A 13927-nucleotide genomic window follows, 5' to 3' on the forward strand; every position below is an offset into this window, starting at 1 on the left:
AATATGAAGAAAACAATTATTTTTGATATAGACGGCACCTTAGCCGATTTGAACGGCCGGGATAAGTTTTTACATAACGGCACAAAAGATTGGGAAAGTTTTAACGCCCATATGGATCAAGATTTGCCCAACACGCCTATCATTGAACTCTACCGTACGTTATATGCAAGCCAACGCTATGAGATTATGTTGGTATCCGGTCGGCAAGAGCGTTTCCGCAAAGTAACAGAAACATGGCTGGCGTTTCATAACATTCCGTTTGATACGTTGCTGATGAGAAAAAATACAGATTTTAGACACGATTGTGAAGTCAAACAAGACATTTTGAAATCATTACAGGCACAAGGTAAAGAAATTTTATTTACCGTGGATGACCGCCAAAGCGTCGTGGATATGTGGCGCGCCAACGGCATTACTTGTCTGCAATGCAACAGGGGAGATTTTTAAAATGGCTGTCCCCCAACACATCAGTTTTTCGCAGTTTATCAAAACCAAGTACCGTACCAAAGAAGATCGGTAGCATTTATTTTACTCTCACCGACATCTGCCTACTCATACCACGCGCGCCGACCAATAGGCACAATTATTTAATTGACTTGCTCATACGCTCACCGACGATAAAATCTTGCCCTTACTTAATTTATCGGAACCAGTCAACACGACTTTATTTTCAAATTCTAACCCTTTTTTTAGGCTTAGCGCGGACGAATGAAGTGATATACTAGATTAGCACCGTTTCAGTTTAGACGGGGCGAATTTGATTAAACCGGGGGATTAAAATATGGGGATGATCGGACGCAAAATAGTAACCGATGCCGGATTAGATGTAGAAGAAGTAATTCGGCTACTTAATCAAGCCTTTAGTGATGAGTGGTTGGCTTATTACCAATATTGGGTGGGAGCACAAATCGTATGTGGATTAATGGCAGCGACGTTACGGCCCGAATTGGAAGAACACGCCAACGAAGAATTAGACCACGCTCAAAAACTAGCAAAACGCATTATTGAATTAGGCGGTACGCCGGTATTAAGTCCGGAAGAGTGGTACAAGCAAAGCACGTGCGGGTATTTAGAGCCGAAAAATCACGACGCGGTACAAGTGCTTAAGCAAAACTTGCAAGCGGAACGTTGTGCGATAGAAGTGTATAATAAACTTCTTAAATACGTATTTAATAAGGATATGATTACGGCGCACATTGTTCGTCAGATTTTGCAAGATGAGATAGAACACGAGCAAGAATTGGAAGATTTGGGAAAAGATTATGAAGTAATGTTGCCCGATCATACCTCTTGCGGGTGTAAGAAGAAATAGAAACTCCTATGTTTTATAAAACAGCCCCCTTTCGGGGGCTGTTTTTATATCGATTATAAATGATTCTTTATTGTCCGACCCAATTGCGTATAGCAAACCACGACAAAAAGGTAACTCCTAAGAAAATAAGGCCCAGCAATAAAAACCAAAAACCGCGCCACATAGGCGGATTAGCCGTTGTGGGCATACCCTCGGCTCCGAAACGTTGCAACATAGCCATAGCGCGCACATCAGGAGCGGCATCTTGCACGGCGGTTTCTTTTTTCTCATTTGCATCGTTCCCTTTTTCCATTCGCTCTACTAATTTTTCCAATTCACCTAAAATTTGTAAAGCACGGAAACGGAATGCTTCTATTTCTTCCACGGGGATCAACCGATGTTCATGGTACACCAAGGCATTGTCATTTAATTCCAAATAAATGTGCGATTGCGTTTTGAATAAACCGATCAGCATAGGGGTAAGCACCACGCAGGAAGCTGCCGACGGTGCATGCATTTGGTAAACGGTATCTATGGCGGGGATATTTGTTTTCATCAGCGCCTGTTGTGACGCGGCAAACGGCGACGAAATCGGCGCGGCTTTTAAGAGAGGAAATTCCCGTTTTTTAAGTTCCGCCGTAAAAATAGTAATGGGTATCGGTTTTGTTTTAGGGTTATCATCCGTAAAAATAGTATCGTCGGCCCAACGGATAAATGCCACATTATCCGAACAAGTGAACACATTATCGTATTGATGAAAAAATTGCGTAAAAAACTCCAAACGTCCGGCCGTCAGTTGCGTAGTAACCGACGTTTTACGTTTATCAAACGCACAACCGTTTCCGCGCGCGATACGGGCCAGTTGCGCGCTGCGGGAACGCGTTGTAGCCACTAATCCGACGACACAGCCTGCAATAATAAGAGACAATACGAGTATCATATCTATATCATAGCAAAAAAGAATCATTTGTCAAAAAAGCCCCCGCTCTACCGAGCGGGGGCAAAACAAACATGGGAAGTCTTTACTTTTGCGTAAAGTCTTGCGCCGGTTTTTTGCTTGTTAAAATTGCCCAACTCAGCACAGCCAGTAGCGCAATCACAACCATCCAACCGAATTTGCCCAGCGGCGTATAATCGTTGTGGTAATTCACGATAATCGGTGCAACGATTACCGCTACCATATTTACCACTTTAATCAACGGGTTAACAGCCGGACCGGCGGTATCTTTCAAGGGATCGCCTACCGTATCGCCCACAACACTGGCTTTGTGGCGTTCGGAACCTTTACCGGTGTTAGCGGCAATATCGGACGGTTCGTCTTCCACCACTTTTTTGGCGTTATCCCAACTGCCGCCCGCATTGGACATAAACACGGCTAAGAGTTGCCCGGAAACGATAATTCCGGCCAAGAAACCGCCCAAGGCTTCTACGCCAAACGCAAGTCCTACCACAATCGGCGACACGATACCGAGTAAAGCCAAAATGACGAGTTCTTTTTGCGCGGCAATCGTAGAAATATTAACGGCGCGCGTATAATCTGGTTTGGCTTTACCTTCCAGCACTCCGCCTTTGAATTGGCGGCGTACTTCTTGCACGATAAGCGCCGCAGCACGGCTGACCGCGTTAATCGCAAACGACGAGAACAACCAAGGGAGCGCCCCACCGATTAGCATACCCACAAACACCACCGGGTTGGACACCACAATACCCACTTCGGATAAAAGCGTCAAGGCTTTATCTACACCGTTAGCGGCCCATGCATCATTTAACAAACGTTGTACGTTACTGACGTCCACCATATATGACGCAAAGAGTGACACCGCCGCAATGACGGCCGAACCGATGGCCACCCCTTTGGTAATGGCTTTGGTTGTATTACCTACACCGTCCAAGTCGGCCATAATTTGGCGGGCTTTTTTTGTTTCGTCATCTTCTTGCCCGTGCCAACTCATTTCTCCGATACCGTTAGCATTGTCGGCAATCGGCCCGAACGAGTCCATCGCCACGTTGTTTCCGGTCAAGGTGAGCATACCGATACCGGTCATGGCTACGCCGTAAAGAATGAAGTTGAATTTCTCCACAGGCGATAAACCATCAATCGTACCGAAAACAACAACGGATAAGAAAATAGACGCCGCAATCACAAGCGTCGTCCACACGGCACTTTCAAAACCGACGGCAATACCCGACAAGATAGTCGTAGCCGAACCCGTTGCGGTGGCTTTTTTGATTTCTTGAACCGGTTTTCCGTCGGTGCCGGTAAAATACTCGGTTAAGCGGTCAATGCAGATGGCCAGCAAAATACCGATCGTTGTGGCCGCAAACGGACGCCACCAACCGCCGGGCACATTGGCCATATAGAAATAAGCGAGCACACCGAAAATCGCCACGGAAATGGCAGCGGAAATGGAGTATCCTTTGAAAATAGCCTTCATCGCGTTTCCGGCCGAGCGTTTGGAATCTTTCACCGCGTATGTACCGATGATAGAGCACAACACCCCGATACCGCGCACGAGCAAAGGATATACAATCCATTCGTGGTGGCCGGTAATGCGCCATAACGCAATACCCAAAATCAAGCCGGACACAATCGTCACTTCGTACGATTCAAAAATATCGGCTGCCATACCGGCGCAATCACCCACGTTATCACCTACCAGATCGGCTACAACAGCGGGGTTGCGCGGGTCATCTTCCGGAATACCGGCCTCTACTTTACCGACGAGGTCCGCCCCTACATCAGCGGCTTTGGTATAGATACCGCCACCCACACGCATAAAGAGCGCGAGGAGCGTTCCGCCAAAACCGAAACCTAAGAGCGCATCCGGCGCGGCAATACCGAAAATAATAAAAATAATTGTTCCGCCGAACAAACCGAGCCCGTCGGTGAGCATCCCGGTTACCGTTCCGGCCCGGTACGCGATACGGAGCGCATCGCCGAAACTGCGTTTAGAAGCAGCGGCCACGCGCACGTTGGCATCTACGGCAATACGCATACCCAGTTGCCCTACGAGCAGAGAAAATACCGCCCCCAAAATAAAAGCACCCGCACGACCAAACGCGGCAATCAGTTTTACTTTTTCGGGAGATAATCCGGCAAAGCGTTCCATAGAATCTTGCGAAACAGGAACGATATACACCGATAAGAACAAACAAACAGTTAATAATCCGATAAGCGGCAAAATTGTTTTTAATTGCCGTTTAAGATAGGCGTTTGCGCCTTCTTCAATAGCGCTCCATACTTTAATCATTTCCGGAGTGCCTTTATCTTCACTCATCACTTGCTTGCGCAAGAATAACGCATACAATAACCCTAACAAAGCGATGAAAAGCACACCAAATAATGCGTACTGTTCAAAGCAGCGTAGGGAACCAATTCCGTACCACATGTTTTTCTCCTTATTTTTAAGATGACGACCCGACTATCTATATTATAAGAATCCCGCTCAAAATGTGCAAGCCTTACCGGATAACAAAAGAAACATCCCCCGCCAATTGGCAGGGGATGTTTTTCAAAACAATAGATTTTTATTTATCCGCACCACAGCATTTCTTATATTTTTTGCCGCTTCCGCACGGACAAGGGTCATTACGTCCGACACGTGGGCCTTCATGCACGACGGTTTCCACTTTTTGCACCGGTGCGCCGCCTTCGGCACGCAGTTCGGCTTCGTGGGTTTTCATCCACTTTTTCATTTGGCGGATACTCTTAAAGTCCACTCCATCTTGTTCCATACGTTTGGCGATATCAATAAAACGCTTTTTGACTTGCGGATCTTTGAGTTTGCCTTTAAGCATAGCCGGCAAGGCATCAATTTCCCGTTCAATGCGTTCCTCTATAGATTCCTTTTTTTGCGGCGCGGACTTATCCGCGTTTTGTTTTTTCTTAAACGGATTCCAAATCATACGACTCCTCAAATTTATTTAGAAATTAACTGCTCTATAAAATTTTTAATAATTTCCGCTTTTTCAAAATAATGTTTTTCACGCGGAATAACCAAGCGGTTGGGATGTTTTTCCCAGATCTTCAAAATTTTGTCATCAATTTCAAAGGCTTGTTGCAAGTTTTCCGTACGGACATTCGTAGCCTGATAAAAATCTTTCTCAGGCGGTGGCGACAAGTGAATTACCCCGTCATAAAGAGCCAACTCTTTTTCTAAAGTTGTTCCCATGGCCTTGAAGAAATCTTCCGGCCCGTACGGCCAATATACCGCTCCGTCAATAGAGCCGCGGTCACAGACCATGACTTTAGCATCTGATGTACGCTCGGCCAGTTGCTCTAACTGGTGTACGGTATAGAAAATAATGTTTTGAGCGTGCTCAATATGTACCGGGCTGTTATCTTTACGGGGAAAACCGCCACTATACACAAGCGTCGCCGCTTCTTGCACAAGTGCAATTTTGTTACCGAACGTCTCTTTCAAAATAGAAAGGGCCGTTGTTTTGCCGCCGCTGGGGCCGCCGGTTAAAACGATTTTTTTCATAATTATCCTTTTATAATTTTTTCTACAAAATTTTTAATGGCTTCCGCTTTTTCTAAAAAGCGTTCTGTCCCACCGATAACCATACGGTTGGGATGCTTTTGCCAAATATCTTTAATTTTACGGTCAATTTCAAAGGCCTGGTCTAAACTTTCCGTACGAACATGCGTAGATTGATAAAACGCAGGATTCGTCGGCGGGGACAAGTGCAGTACCGCATCATACCGGGCCAGTTCGGCCTCTAAAGACGTTCCCATCTGCTCAAAAAAATCATCTACTCCGCCGGGCCAATACACAGCAGCGTCCACGGTGCCGCGGTCGCAAACAATAAGCGGAGCATCGGATGATTTTTCCGCCAGACTTTCCAATTGTTTGGTAGTAAAAAAGATAATTTTTTGGGCCGCTTCAATATGCGGGATGCTGTTATCGGTACGCGGGAAACCGCCGCTAAACACAAGCGTTGCCGCTTCGCGCACAAGTTCTACTTGCGGGCCGAATGTTTCTTTCAAAACAGATAAGGCCGTCGTTTTCCCGCTGTTCGGGCCGCCGGTCAGAGCGATTTTTTTACGTTTCATGGGTGAGTTGCCTCCGGGGCGGCCGTTTTTTTGGCGGCTGCCTCTAATTCCTTTAAGTATAACACTTTTAACTCATTAAATTCTTGTTTTTTTTCAGCCGGGATATCCCGCACCGCCGAATTACGGTTTTTCATCTTAAGAAAATCAACAAATTTTTCCTTTTCTTTTATGCGGAAATCCAAATGCGGCCCGGTAGAAAGCCCCGTGCTACCGATATATCCGACCGTTTGGCCCTGTTTTACTTTTGCGCCAACCTTGACCCCTTTCCCGAAACTTTTTAAGTGTCCGTACATGGTGGTATAACCGTTAGCGTGTTTAATTTCCACAAAATTTCCAAAGCCCCCTTTCCAGCCGGCAAAGCGTACCGTACCGTCGGCTACTGTTTGGACGGGAGTCCCCACCGGGGCTGCGTAATCAATACCCAAATGCGGGCGGCGAATTTTCAAAATAGGATGTAAACGCCCATAAGAAAAGCGTGATGAAATGCGGTAATTGCGAAAACTAATCGGCGATTTTAAGAACATCTTTTTACTGACTTTACCCGTTTCATCGTAAAAATCATCTTCAAAGTAAAAAACGTAGGTCGTAGTTTTTGTTTCCGCGCCGGTGTAAGAAGCGGCCAATAAATCTTGGCTGGTAATTTCGCCGGTAGACGTATAATTTTCTTCCCACAGGGCGGTGTATTTATCGCCGTTGCGGGTATCGGTATTAAAATCAATTGTCCACGAGAAAGCATCCGTAAAATCTAAAATCAGCGGCACTTCTAATCCTTGCGAAAGCATAGAGTTAAACAGCGAATTTTTCACTTCACCCGCCGCCGTTTTGATACGGGTTTTAATTTCCACATCACTCACTCCGCCGACAAGTCCGCCGTCTACATTAGCCACAAAGAACCGCTTGAAACCTTGCGTAAGCAGCAACATCACAAATTGTCCGTTTTCTACGGAAAGCGAATACGTATCTTTTCTTTGCAGTTTGCGCGTATCTACGAGTTTACTTAACTGGGCCACAATTTGCGCGACATCTTGTTTGGAAAGCCCGGCTTCTTGCAAGGCTACATAAATCGGTTTTTCGCCGACGGTAAAAACTTGCTGAGGGATTTCGCGCGTTTGCATATTTTCTCGCGCTTGGGCATTTTTCTGCTGCGTAATATGCAAAGTGACCAGCGTAGAAACGATTATCACCGCTAAAACGAGTGTATAAAAAATCAAATCGTGATACCGCCGATAGTGTGTAGTAAAAAACGTCAAAAATTTTTCTTTCATACGTGCAGAAAAGGGGCGGAAAATTCCGCCCCTGACAGGTTTATTTTTGATCTTTCAAGAACGAGCAAAGAGCAATTGCGTTGAGTTTGACTTTGGGGTCATCGGCACGAGAAGGCAAGATAACCGGAATTTTCGGCCCGACGAGCACAGCGGCGGCTTCCATATGGTCACCAAAGAACGCGAGTGCTTTGTAGAGCGGGTTGGCCGCATCCAAATCGGGCAGCATTAAAATATCCGCATTACCGGGAACTTGTTTATCTTTGATGCCTTTTTCAGCGGCTTTTTCGGCAGATAACGAGATATACAAATCGTACGGACCTTCCACTACGCAACCGTTAATTTTGCCTTCGGCATTCATTTGCGCCAAAGTGGCGGCTTCTACGGTGCTGGGGATTTTTTCATTGACTTTTTCCACCGGGCATACGCAGGCGACTTTCGGGGTTTCCACACCGAGTTTGTGCATGGTGTTGACGGCATTTTGTACAATTTTGACTTTTTGTTCTAACGTCGGCGCGATAACAACCGCAGAGTCGGTTACGGCAAACGGTTTTTTGTATTTCGGCGTGCTGAAAAGCACAAAGTGGGATAACAAAGCCCCTTCCGGAACGAGGTGGGCTTCTTTATTCAAAATGGCTTTCATGTAGTATTTGGTATCTACTAACCCTTTGATTAAGAAGTCGCCTTTGCCGGCTAAAATTTGGTCAACGGCCAATTTGCACATCGTGGGGACATCTTCGCAATCAATAAATTCAAACTTGCTTTCATCAAGTCCCACCGATTTGACCATTTCTTTTACGGCGTTAATCGGCCCAATTAAAATACCATGGGAGATGAGTCCGTTTTCGTCAGCCATTTTAATGGCTTCAAGGGCTTCGTGATTGTTGGCCCCGGGTACTACTACACGGTTAGATTTGCCTTTAACTTGGGCAATCAAATCCGCAAAACTGTTGAATTTCATAGTTTTTCTCCTTACTGATTTATAAACTAAAATTACGTATATTGCTGTACGATTTTCGGGTCGCTCAGCGCACGGGTAGCGGCCACACGCAACGCGTCTTTTTCTTCGCTGCCCGGAAACACATACAAGGGGGCTAACCACCCCACTTGCCGCCCGATTTCTTGCGGGATATATTTACTGTACATCAGTCCTCCCGTAAGCGCAATAAAATCTATTTTCCCTTCTAACACAACGGCCATCGCGCCGATATATTTAGCCATTTGGTAAATCATCGCGTCCAATGCTTCTTTGGCTTGGGTGGGTGAACAAGCAATCAAGGAACCGGGCCGTTTTTTACCGGTTCGGATAAATTCTTCCAATTCCTTTACGTCCGATGTGCCCGTATAAGCAATCAGGCCGCCTTTACCGCGCAGTTTCAAGCGAATTTCGCGCTCGGTCAACTCGCCCGAAAAGCACATCTGCACCAGTTTGGCCCCCGGCACACTGCCGCTTCGTTGCGGCGTCATGGGGCCTTCGCCTTCATAACCGTTGGTAACATCCACGACTTTCCCTTGGCGGTGCGCTCCGATGGAAATTCCGCCACCGCCATGACAAACAATGCAGTTTAATTTCTCATACGGTTTGCCGATTTTATCGGCAATCAAACGCGCCACCCGTTTTTGGCTTAAGGCGTGAAAAATGGAAATACGCGGATTGTCTGGCATGCCTGAATAACGTGCAAGCGGCTGGAGTTCGTCAATAACGACCGGGTTGGCGACAAAGCAAGGGCATTTGGCATAGCGCGCAATATCACGTGCCAAAATACCGCCTAAATTACTGGGGTGGATACCGCCGTATTTGCCGGTTTCCAAATCGCTGACCATTTTATCGTTAACGGCATAGACACCGCCTTGCACGGAACGAATAAAACCACCGCGCCCGATTACGGCATCAATTTCAGTCAGCGGAACATGGTGGTCTAACAGATAATCTAAAATGATTTTACGGCGAAGGGGTAATTGTTCGGTTACGTTTTTGCCTTCGTAAGGTTCCAAGTCGGCCATGGAATAGCGAACGGTCACTTCAAAGACGGCCTTTTCGCTCCGGTAATAACCGATATCATCCGATGTAGAACCCGGATTGATAACCAGTATATTAAAGTCCATGTGTCCCCCTTATAACTTCTTATATTTTAACAAAATATACGGCAAGGGGACAAACGGAAAAACTCTTTACTCTCTAATTCTAAATACGTTACACGGGTTATGAGTACAAGAAGTTTTTACGACAAACGTACCGCCTTCTTTTTGGCAAAGTTTTCCGTATTTATCGGAATTAGTGGCAGAAAACGACCAGCAAACTTCAGTGCCCAAATCAGGCCGTTCCCAATAGAGCGCATACCCGTTTTGTAAATTTTTGGTATCTTCACAGTGCACACGTTTGGGCCCTAAATCTACGCCGCAATTTCCCCACGGATAGGTACACGTGCTTTTATTAGCCGATAAAGTACATCCTGTTAAATCTACCGATAACGCTTCCAAATCGTTGGTATATTCTCCGTTAGCCATGTGGTAAATTTCTTCTGCCTCCATTAGCGCCTTGACGTTGGCTTTTAAGGTTGCATAACGGCTGCGCATAACCGCCGCTTCGTATTTGGGCAGAGCCACACTGGCCAAAATACCGATAATCAAAACCACCACCAATAATTCTATTAACGTAAAACCACCTGTACTGCTTAATTTGTTATGTTGCATAATTTTTCTCCTTTTGGACATTATACCCTATCATTTCATGCGTTGGCTGATACGTTCCGCCAGCGATTTAGCAAAAAACAATTGCACTTCGTTAAGCGGCAAATTTCCCACCAACCGGCGCAAAAAGGCTTTGCGTTGTTCGGTAGTCAAATCGGGCCGCAAGTTGGCCTTTTCGCAAAGGGTATATAATTTTTCTACTAAAATTTCTTTTTGCGCGTCCGTCGGCGCCTCCGGAGAGAACTCCCCCACCGGACGCAGCGGCGCAAAACCGCTTCGGCGTGATAATTCGTAACACGTTAAAATAACGGCTTGTGCCAAATTGATAGACGGTTGTTTGGAAACGGTAGGGATATTCAAAACGGCCACACACCGCTCAATATCATCACCGGACAAACCTGTTTTTTCGTTTCCAAACACCAACGCAATTTTACCTTGCGGTGCTTTTTCCAAACGCGTATTTAAGACGGGCAGTGTTACAATTTCCTGCTCCAAATGGCGGTTGCGTAGTGCCGTAGCCGCGAGTGAAAAAGAAGTATCGGCTAGGGCTTCGTCCAAAGTTTGATATTGCACCGCGTGTTGCATAATATCTTCCGCGCCTACCGCGCTGACGGCTTCGCGCCACGCAACGGCAAACGGATCTACTACGCGCAAATCGGACAAACCGAAATTGGCCATTGCCCGCGCGGCGGCCCCGATATTATTAGGGTCACGTGGACGGACTAAAACAACACAAAAGGTTTTCATTTAAGAGCATCTCCCCAAGTTTCGGCAAAGGTAGGGTGGGCAAATATTACTTCGCGCAATTGCGCTACGGTTAGTCCGGCCTCTAACGCAACGGCGGCAATATGTATCAGTTCCGTAGCGTTTGTCCCCACGGAACATGCCCCGATAAGTTGACCGGTTTTTGCGTCGCTTAACCACTCCACATATCCGTCGGTTTGCGTTTGAGCAACGGCACGGCCGTTGGCTAAAAAGAACGATTTATGCGCTTTTATTTCAATACCTTGCGTTTGTGCTTGCGTGCGCGAAAGACCGATAGAGGCAATCTCCGGCGTTGTATAAATAGCACGCGGGACACGTTCATTGTGATAGACCGCGGGCACACCGCATAAATTACTGGCCGCCACTTCGCCTTGCCGGGTAGCCGCGTGGGCTAATTGCAAAAGGCCCGTTACGTCGCCCGCGGCATAAATATGCGGTTTAAGTTGCAAGGTTTGCGGGTTCACTTGCACCCCTTTTCGCGCGGCTTCTACGCCGATACGCTCTAAATGCAGTTCGCTTGTGTCCACCGTGCGCCCGATAGCGGCTAATACGTGCGGCACCTGTAATTTTTCACCATCGGATAAAGTTAATTCTATGCCGTCCTGTGTTTTTACGGCACCGGTTACGCTGGTTCCCATGTGCAAATGAATGCCGCGTTTGGTAAATTGTTGGGTAAGTACACGCGAAATGTTTTCATCTTCCTGCGGCAATAACCGCGGTTGCAATTCTATCAAATGGACTTCCACGCCAAACGCTTGTAAAAAATCGGCCATTTCACACCCGATGACACCACCGCCGATCACCGCCATAGATTTAGGCAAATTTTCCATGGTAAAGAAATTGGAATTATCGTAAATTTGTCCGCGCAACGTATCTAACGGAGCCGGATAAAAAGCGGTAGAACCCGTGGCAATAATGGCACCGTCAAAAGAAATCGTTTTTTCGCCTTCGGCGGTGGAAACCGACAGCGTATGCTCATCTATAAAACAAGCCGTTGCGTTCATCACCGTTACTTGGGCTTTTTTAAGTAGGAAAGAAATACCTTGCGCAAGTTTTTGCGTGGCGGCCCGTTGGCGGGTTTTTAATTGGGAGAAATCACGCGTATTAAACAACGCCTGCGCGTGTTGTAAGCCATCCGTTGTACACAGTGCGGCAGCCGAAAAAGCCGTTTGAAAGCGGTGGGCTCCGTCCAAAAACGATTTAGACGGTATGCACCCGCAATTTAAGCATACTCCGCCTAGTTTATCTTTTTCAATTAAGGTTACCTTTGCTCCTAACGATGCGGCTTTGAGTGCCGCCGGATAACCGGCCGGGCCACCCCCGATTACAACCACAGATTTCATGTTGCCCCCTTGGAAACAGTCTTAACTCTATTACCATTGTAGCATTAAAAACAGTATAATAAAAAAAGAATATATGACGACAAGTAAATCCCCTTCCCACACCGGGCATCGCCGACGTTTGCATGCACGCATTGATAACAGCGGGTTTGATTCATTTTTAGATCACGAAATTTTAGAGTTGCTACTCACCTGTGTGATTGCCCGCAAAGATACAAAACCGATTGCATGGGATTTGTTAAACCGTTTCGGCTCTATAACCCATGTATTAGATGCCGATGAAACCTCTTTATTAGATACGCCCGGAGTCGGCCCGAAAACCGCACATTTCTTAAAACTGATACACGAAACGATAAAACGCTATATGCGTGCACGGATACCCAAACAGATTAAACTGACTTCCCCACAAAATATTTTAGATTATTGTCATACTTCCTTATCCGGTAAAAAAGAAGAATTATTGGAAGTCATTTTTCTATCCGCACGTTGCACGGTATTACGCTCGCGCATTATGGCCATAGGCTCCATCACAAAAATTACCGTTGAGCCCCGCCAAATTATTGAAGAAGCCTTAAAAGAAAAAGCCTCCGGAATTATAATCGTGCATAATCATCCGTCGGGAAACCCGACACCGTCAACTGAAGATATCACGTGGACCAAACAACTGGAAAAGGCCGCAAAATTATTCAATATTATTTTATGGGAACATTTTATTATGGCCCAAGGTTCACATTTTAGTTTTCGCGGCAACAACCTATTGGATCCGCCACCCCAACTGCAAAAACGTTAATTTTCCCGCGCATAGGTATAAGCCATCACCCGTTTAGCCCCGGCTTGCCGTAAGGCTATTGCACAACCTTCCAACGTGGCCCCTGTTGTGGCCACATCATCAATCAGCAAAATTACTTTCCCCTTAATCTGTGACGGATAAGGGCACGAAAACGCGTTTGTCATATTAGACAACCGCGCTTTACGCCCCAATCGGGTTTGGCTAACCGTATCGCGCAAGCGCACAAGCAGATGAGTCGCCAGTGGCAAACCTGTCTGTTGTGAAAAATAACGGGCCAATAATTCACTTTGATTATATCCGCGTCTGCGCTTTTTAGTCTTGAATAATGGTACGGGGATGACAAGTTGTGCAGCGGATAATTCCGGATAATGCGCGAAGTTTTGAGCCATTTGTGTTCCCATTGTTTTAGCAAAATAATCGGCTCCGTTATACTTAAGCCCATGGACAAGCGCCCGCGAAGAAGCATTAAATATCCACGCGGAGCGGATGAGTTTGCATTTATACTGTTTGGCTTTACTGCCCCGGCAAGCAAAGCAATGTGCTCCGCCCGACGGCAAATTAACGCCGCAACGCAAACAGATCAGCGGACCGGGACGGACCAGCGTTTGGGAGCAGGCAGGGCATAAATAGGTTTCGCAGTTCCACGACAAATCGCACCCGCAACAAGCGCAAGTCCGCGGGAAAAGAACATGCAGAAAAAGACGAGAAAAGTTAACGAAAAAACCGTTCATA

15 protein-coding genes are annotated in these 13927 nt (G+C 46.5%); 3 read left to right on the forward strand and 12 right to left on the reverse strand.

Annotation, left to right across the window (positions count from 1 at the left end; translation table 11 throughout):
- Positions 1 to 3 precede the first annotated feature (3 nt).
- Both ACQY3H_RS02270 and ACQY3H_RS02275 read left to right on the forward strand, forming a co-directional pair.
- Positions 4 to 447 carry an LNS2 domain-containing protein gene (locus ACQY3H_RS02270; RefSeq protein ID WP_428074434.1) on the forward strand — a complete coding sequence of 148 codons (444 nt, stop codon included), beginning with the start codon at positions 4 to 6 and terminating at the stop codon, positions 445 to 447.
- 334 nt (positions 448 to 781) lie between these two features.
- The gene (locus ACQY3H_RS02275; protein WP_428074436.1) at positions 782 to 1312 is read left to right on the forward strand and encodes a ferritin-like domain-containing protein; all 531 of its coding nucleotides are present in this window, start codon (positions 782 to 784) and stop codon (positions 1310 to 1312) included.
- Between the two features lie 67 nt (positions 1313 to 1379).
- Here the strand turns inward: ACQY3H_RS02275 and ACQY3H_RS02280 are convergent, their stop codons facing one another.
- The 11 genes from ACQY3H_RS02280 to lpdA all read right to left on the reverse strand — a co-directional run bounded on the left by ACQY3H_RS02280 (position 1380) and on the right by lpdA (position 12408).
- Positions 1380 to 2231: a hypothetical protein gene (locus ACQY3H_RS02280; RefSeq protein WP_428074438.1), complete on the reverse strand. Its 852-nt coding sequence runs from the start codon at positions 2229 to 2231 to the stop codon at positions 1380 to 1382.
- 82 nt (positions 2232 to 2313) lie between these two features.
- Positions 2314 to 4680, reverse strand: coding sequence for a sodium-translocating pyrophosphatase (locus ACQY3H_RS02285; RefSeq protein ID WP_428074440.1), 2367 nt, complete (start codon positions 4678 to 4680; stop codon positions 2314 to 2316).
- A 139-nt stretch (positions 4681 to 4819) separates the two neighbouring features.
- Positions 4820 to 5197, reverse strand: a complete 378-nt coding sequence (locus ACQY3H_RS02290) for an SEC-C metal-binding domain-containing protein (protein ID WP_428074442.1) — start codon at positions 5195 to 5197, stop codon at positions 4820 to 4822.
- Positions 5198 to 5211: 14 nt separating this feature from the next.
- The gene (locus ACQY3H_RS02295) at positions 5212 to 5775 is read right to left on the reverse strand and encodes an ATP/GTP-binding protein (protein WP_428074444.1); all 564 of its coding nucleotides are present in this window, start codon (positions 5773 to 5775) and stop codon (positions 5212 to 5214) included.
- Positions 5776 to 5777: 2 nt separating this feature from the next.
- Complete coding sequence (locus tag ACQY3H_RS02300; RefSeq protein WP_428074446.1) at positions 5778 to 6347, reverse strand: ATP/GTP-binding protein; 570 nt, start codon at positions 6345 to 6347, stop codon at positions 5778 to 5780.
- Positions 6344 to 7612: a peptidoglycan DD-metalloendopeptidase family protein gene (locus tag ACQY3H_RS02305; RefSeq protein WP_428074448.1), complete on the reverse strand. Its 1269-nt coding sequence runs from the start codon at positions 7610 to 7612 to the stop codon at positions 6344 to 6346. Before ACQY3H_RS02305 ends, ACQY3H_RS02300 begins: the two co-directional genes overlap by 4 nt.
- A gap of 40 nt (positions 7613 to 7652) precedes the next feature.
- On the reverse strand, positions 7653 to 8570 hold the full coding sequence (locus ACQY3H_RS02310; protein ID WP_428074450.1) for a phosphate acyltransferase: 918 nt from the start codon (positions 8568 to 8570) through the stop codon (positions 7653 to 7655).
- Positions 8571 to 8602: 32 nt separating this feature from the next.
- A complete protein-coding gene (gene buk / locus ACQY3H_RS02315) occupies positions 8603 to 9715 on the reverse strand; it encodes a butyrate kinase (RefSeq protein WP_428074452.1) in 1113 nt (370 codons plus the stop codon).
- 66 nt (positions 9716 to 9781) lie between these two features.
- The gene (locus ACQY3H_RS02320; RefSeq protein ID WP_428074454.1) at positions 9782 to 10303 is read right to left on the reverse strand and encodes a type IV pilin protein; all 522 of its coding nucleotides are present in this window, start codon (positions 10301 to 10303) and stop codon (positions 9782 to 9784) included.
- A gap of 30 nt (positions 10304 to 10333) precedes the next feature.
- Positions 10334 to 11047, reverse strand: coding sequence for an RNA methyltransferase (locus tag ACQY3H_RS02325; RefSeq protein ID WP_428074456.1), 714 nt, complete (start codon positions 11045 to 11047; stop codon positions 10334 to 10336).
- Entirely contained in the window at positions 11044 to 12408 is a 1365-nt protein-coding gene (gene lpdA / locus ACQY3H_RS02330) for a dihydrolipoyl dehydrogenase (RefSeq protein ID WP_428074458.1), read from the reverse strand. Before lpdA ends, ACQY3H_RS02325 begins: the two co-directional genes overlap by 4 nt.
- A 73-nt stretch (positions 12409 to 12481) precedes the next feature.
- Here lpdA and radC point away from each other — a divergent pair, with 73 nt between their 5' ends.
- A complete protein-coding gene (gene radC / locus ACQY3H_RS02335; protein ID WP_428074460.1) occupies positions 12482 to 13195 on the forward strand; it encodes a RadC family protein in 714 nt (237 codons plus the stop codon).
- On the opposite strand, the gene ACQY3H_RS02340 is transcribed toward radC, so the two are convergent.
- Positions 13192 to 13926: a ComF family protein gene (locus ACQY3H_RS02340; protein WP_428074462.1), complete on the reverse strand. Its 735-nt coding sequence runs from the start codon at positions 13924 to 13926 to the stop codon at positions 13192 to 13194. The two genes, radC and ACQY3H_RS02340, sit on opposite strands and share 4 nt — an antisense overlap.
- Between the last annotated feature and the right edge of the window lies 1 nt (position 13927).

The organism is Candidatus Avelusimicrobium luingense, assembly GCF_902757105.1.
Taxonomy (GTDB): Bacteria; Elusimicrobiota; Elusimicrobia; order Elusimicrobiales; family Elusimicrobiaceae; genus Avelusimicrobium; species Avelusimicrobium luingense.

Coding starts and splice junctions, on each gene's coding strand:
- ACQY3H_RS02270 (WP_428074434.1), top strand. CDS start 4: ATGAAGAAAACAATTATTTTTGATATAGACGGCACCTTAGCCGATTTG.
- ACQY3H_RS02275 (WP_428074436.1), top strand. CDS start 782: ATGGGGATGATCGGACGCAAAATAGTAACCGATGCCGGATTAGATGTA.
- ACQY3H_RS02280 (WP_428074438.1), bottom strand. CDS start 2,231: ATGATACTCGTATTGTCTCTTATTATTGCAGGCTGTGTCGTCGGATTA.
- ACQY3H_RS02285 (WP_428074440.1), bottom strand. CDS start 4,680: ATGTGGTACGGAATTGGTTCCCTACGCTGCTTTGAACAGTACGCATTA.
- ACQY3H_RS02290 (WP_428074442.1), bottom strand. CDS start 5,197: ATGATTTGGAATCCGTTTAAGAAAAAACAAAACGCGGATAAGTCCGCG.
- ACQY3H_RS02295 (WP_428074444.1), bottom strand. CDS start 5,775: ATGAAAAAAATCGTTTTAACCGGCGGCCCCAGCGGCGGCAAAACAACG.
- ACQY3H_RS02300 (WP_428074446.1), bottom strand. CDS start 6,347: ATGAAACGTAAAAAAATCGCTCTGACCGGCGGCCCGAACAGCGGGAAA.
- ACQY3H_RS02305 (WP_428074448.1), bottom strand. CDS start 7,612: ATGAAAGAAAAATTTTTGACGTTTTTTACTACACACTATCGGCGGTAT.
- ACQY3H_RS02310 (WP_428074450.1), bottom strand. CDS start 8,570: ATGAAATTCAACAGTTTTGCGGATTTGATTGCCCAAGTTAAAGGCAAA.
- buk (WP_428074452.1), bottom strand. CDS start 9,715: ATGGACTTTAATATACTGGTTATCAATCCGGGTTCTACATCGGATGAT.
- ACQY3H_RS02320 (WP_428074454.1), bottom strand. CDS start 10,303: ATGCAACATAACAAATTAAGCAGTACAGGTGGTTTTACGTTAATAGAA.
- ACQY3H_RS02325 (WP_428074456.1), bottom strand. CDS start 11,047: ATGAAAACCTTTTGTGTTGTTTTAGTCCGTCCACGTGACCCTAATAAT.
- lpdA (WP_428074458.1), bottom strand. CDS start 12,408: ATGAAATCTGTGGTTGTAATCGGGGGTGGCCCGGCCGGTTATCCGGCG.
- radC (WP_428074460.1), top strand. CDS start 12,482: ATGACGACAAGTAAATCCCCTTCCCACACCGGGCATCGCCGACGTTTG.
- ACQY3H_RS02340 (WP_428074462.1), bottom strand. CDS start 13,926: ATGAACGGTTTTTTCGTTAACTTTTCTCGTCTTTTTCTGCATGTTCTT.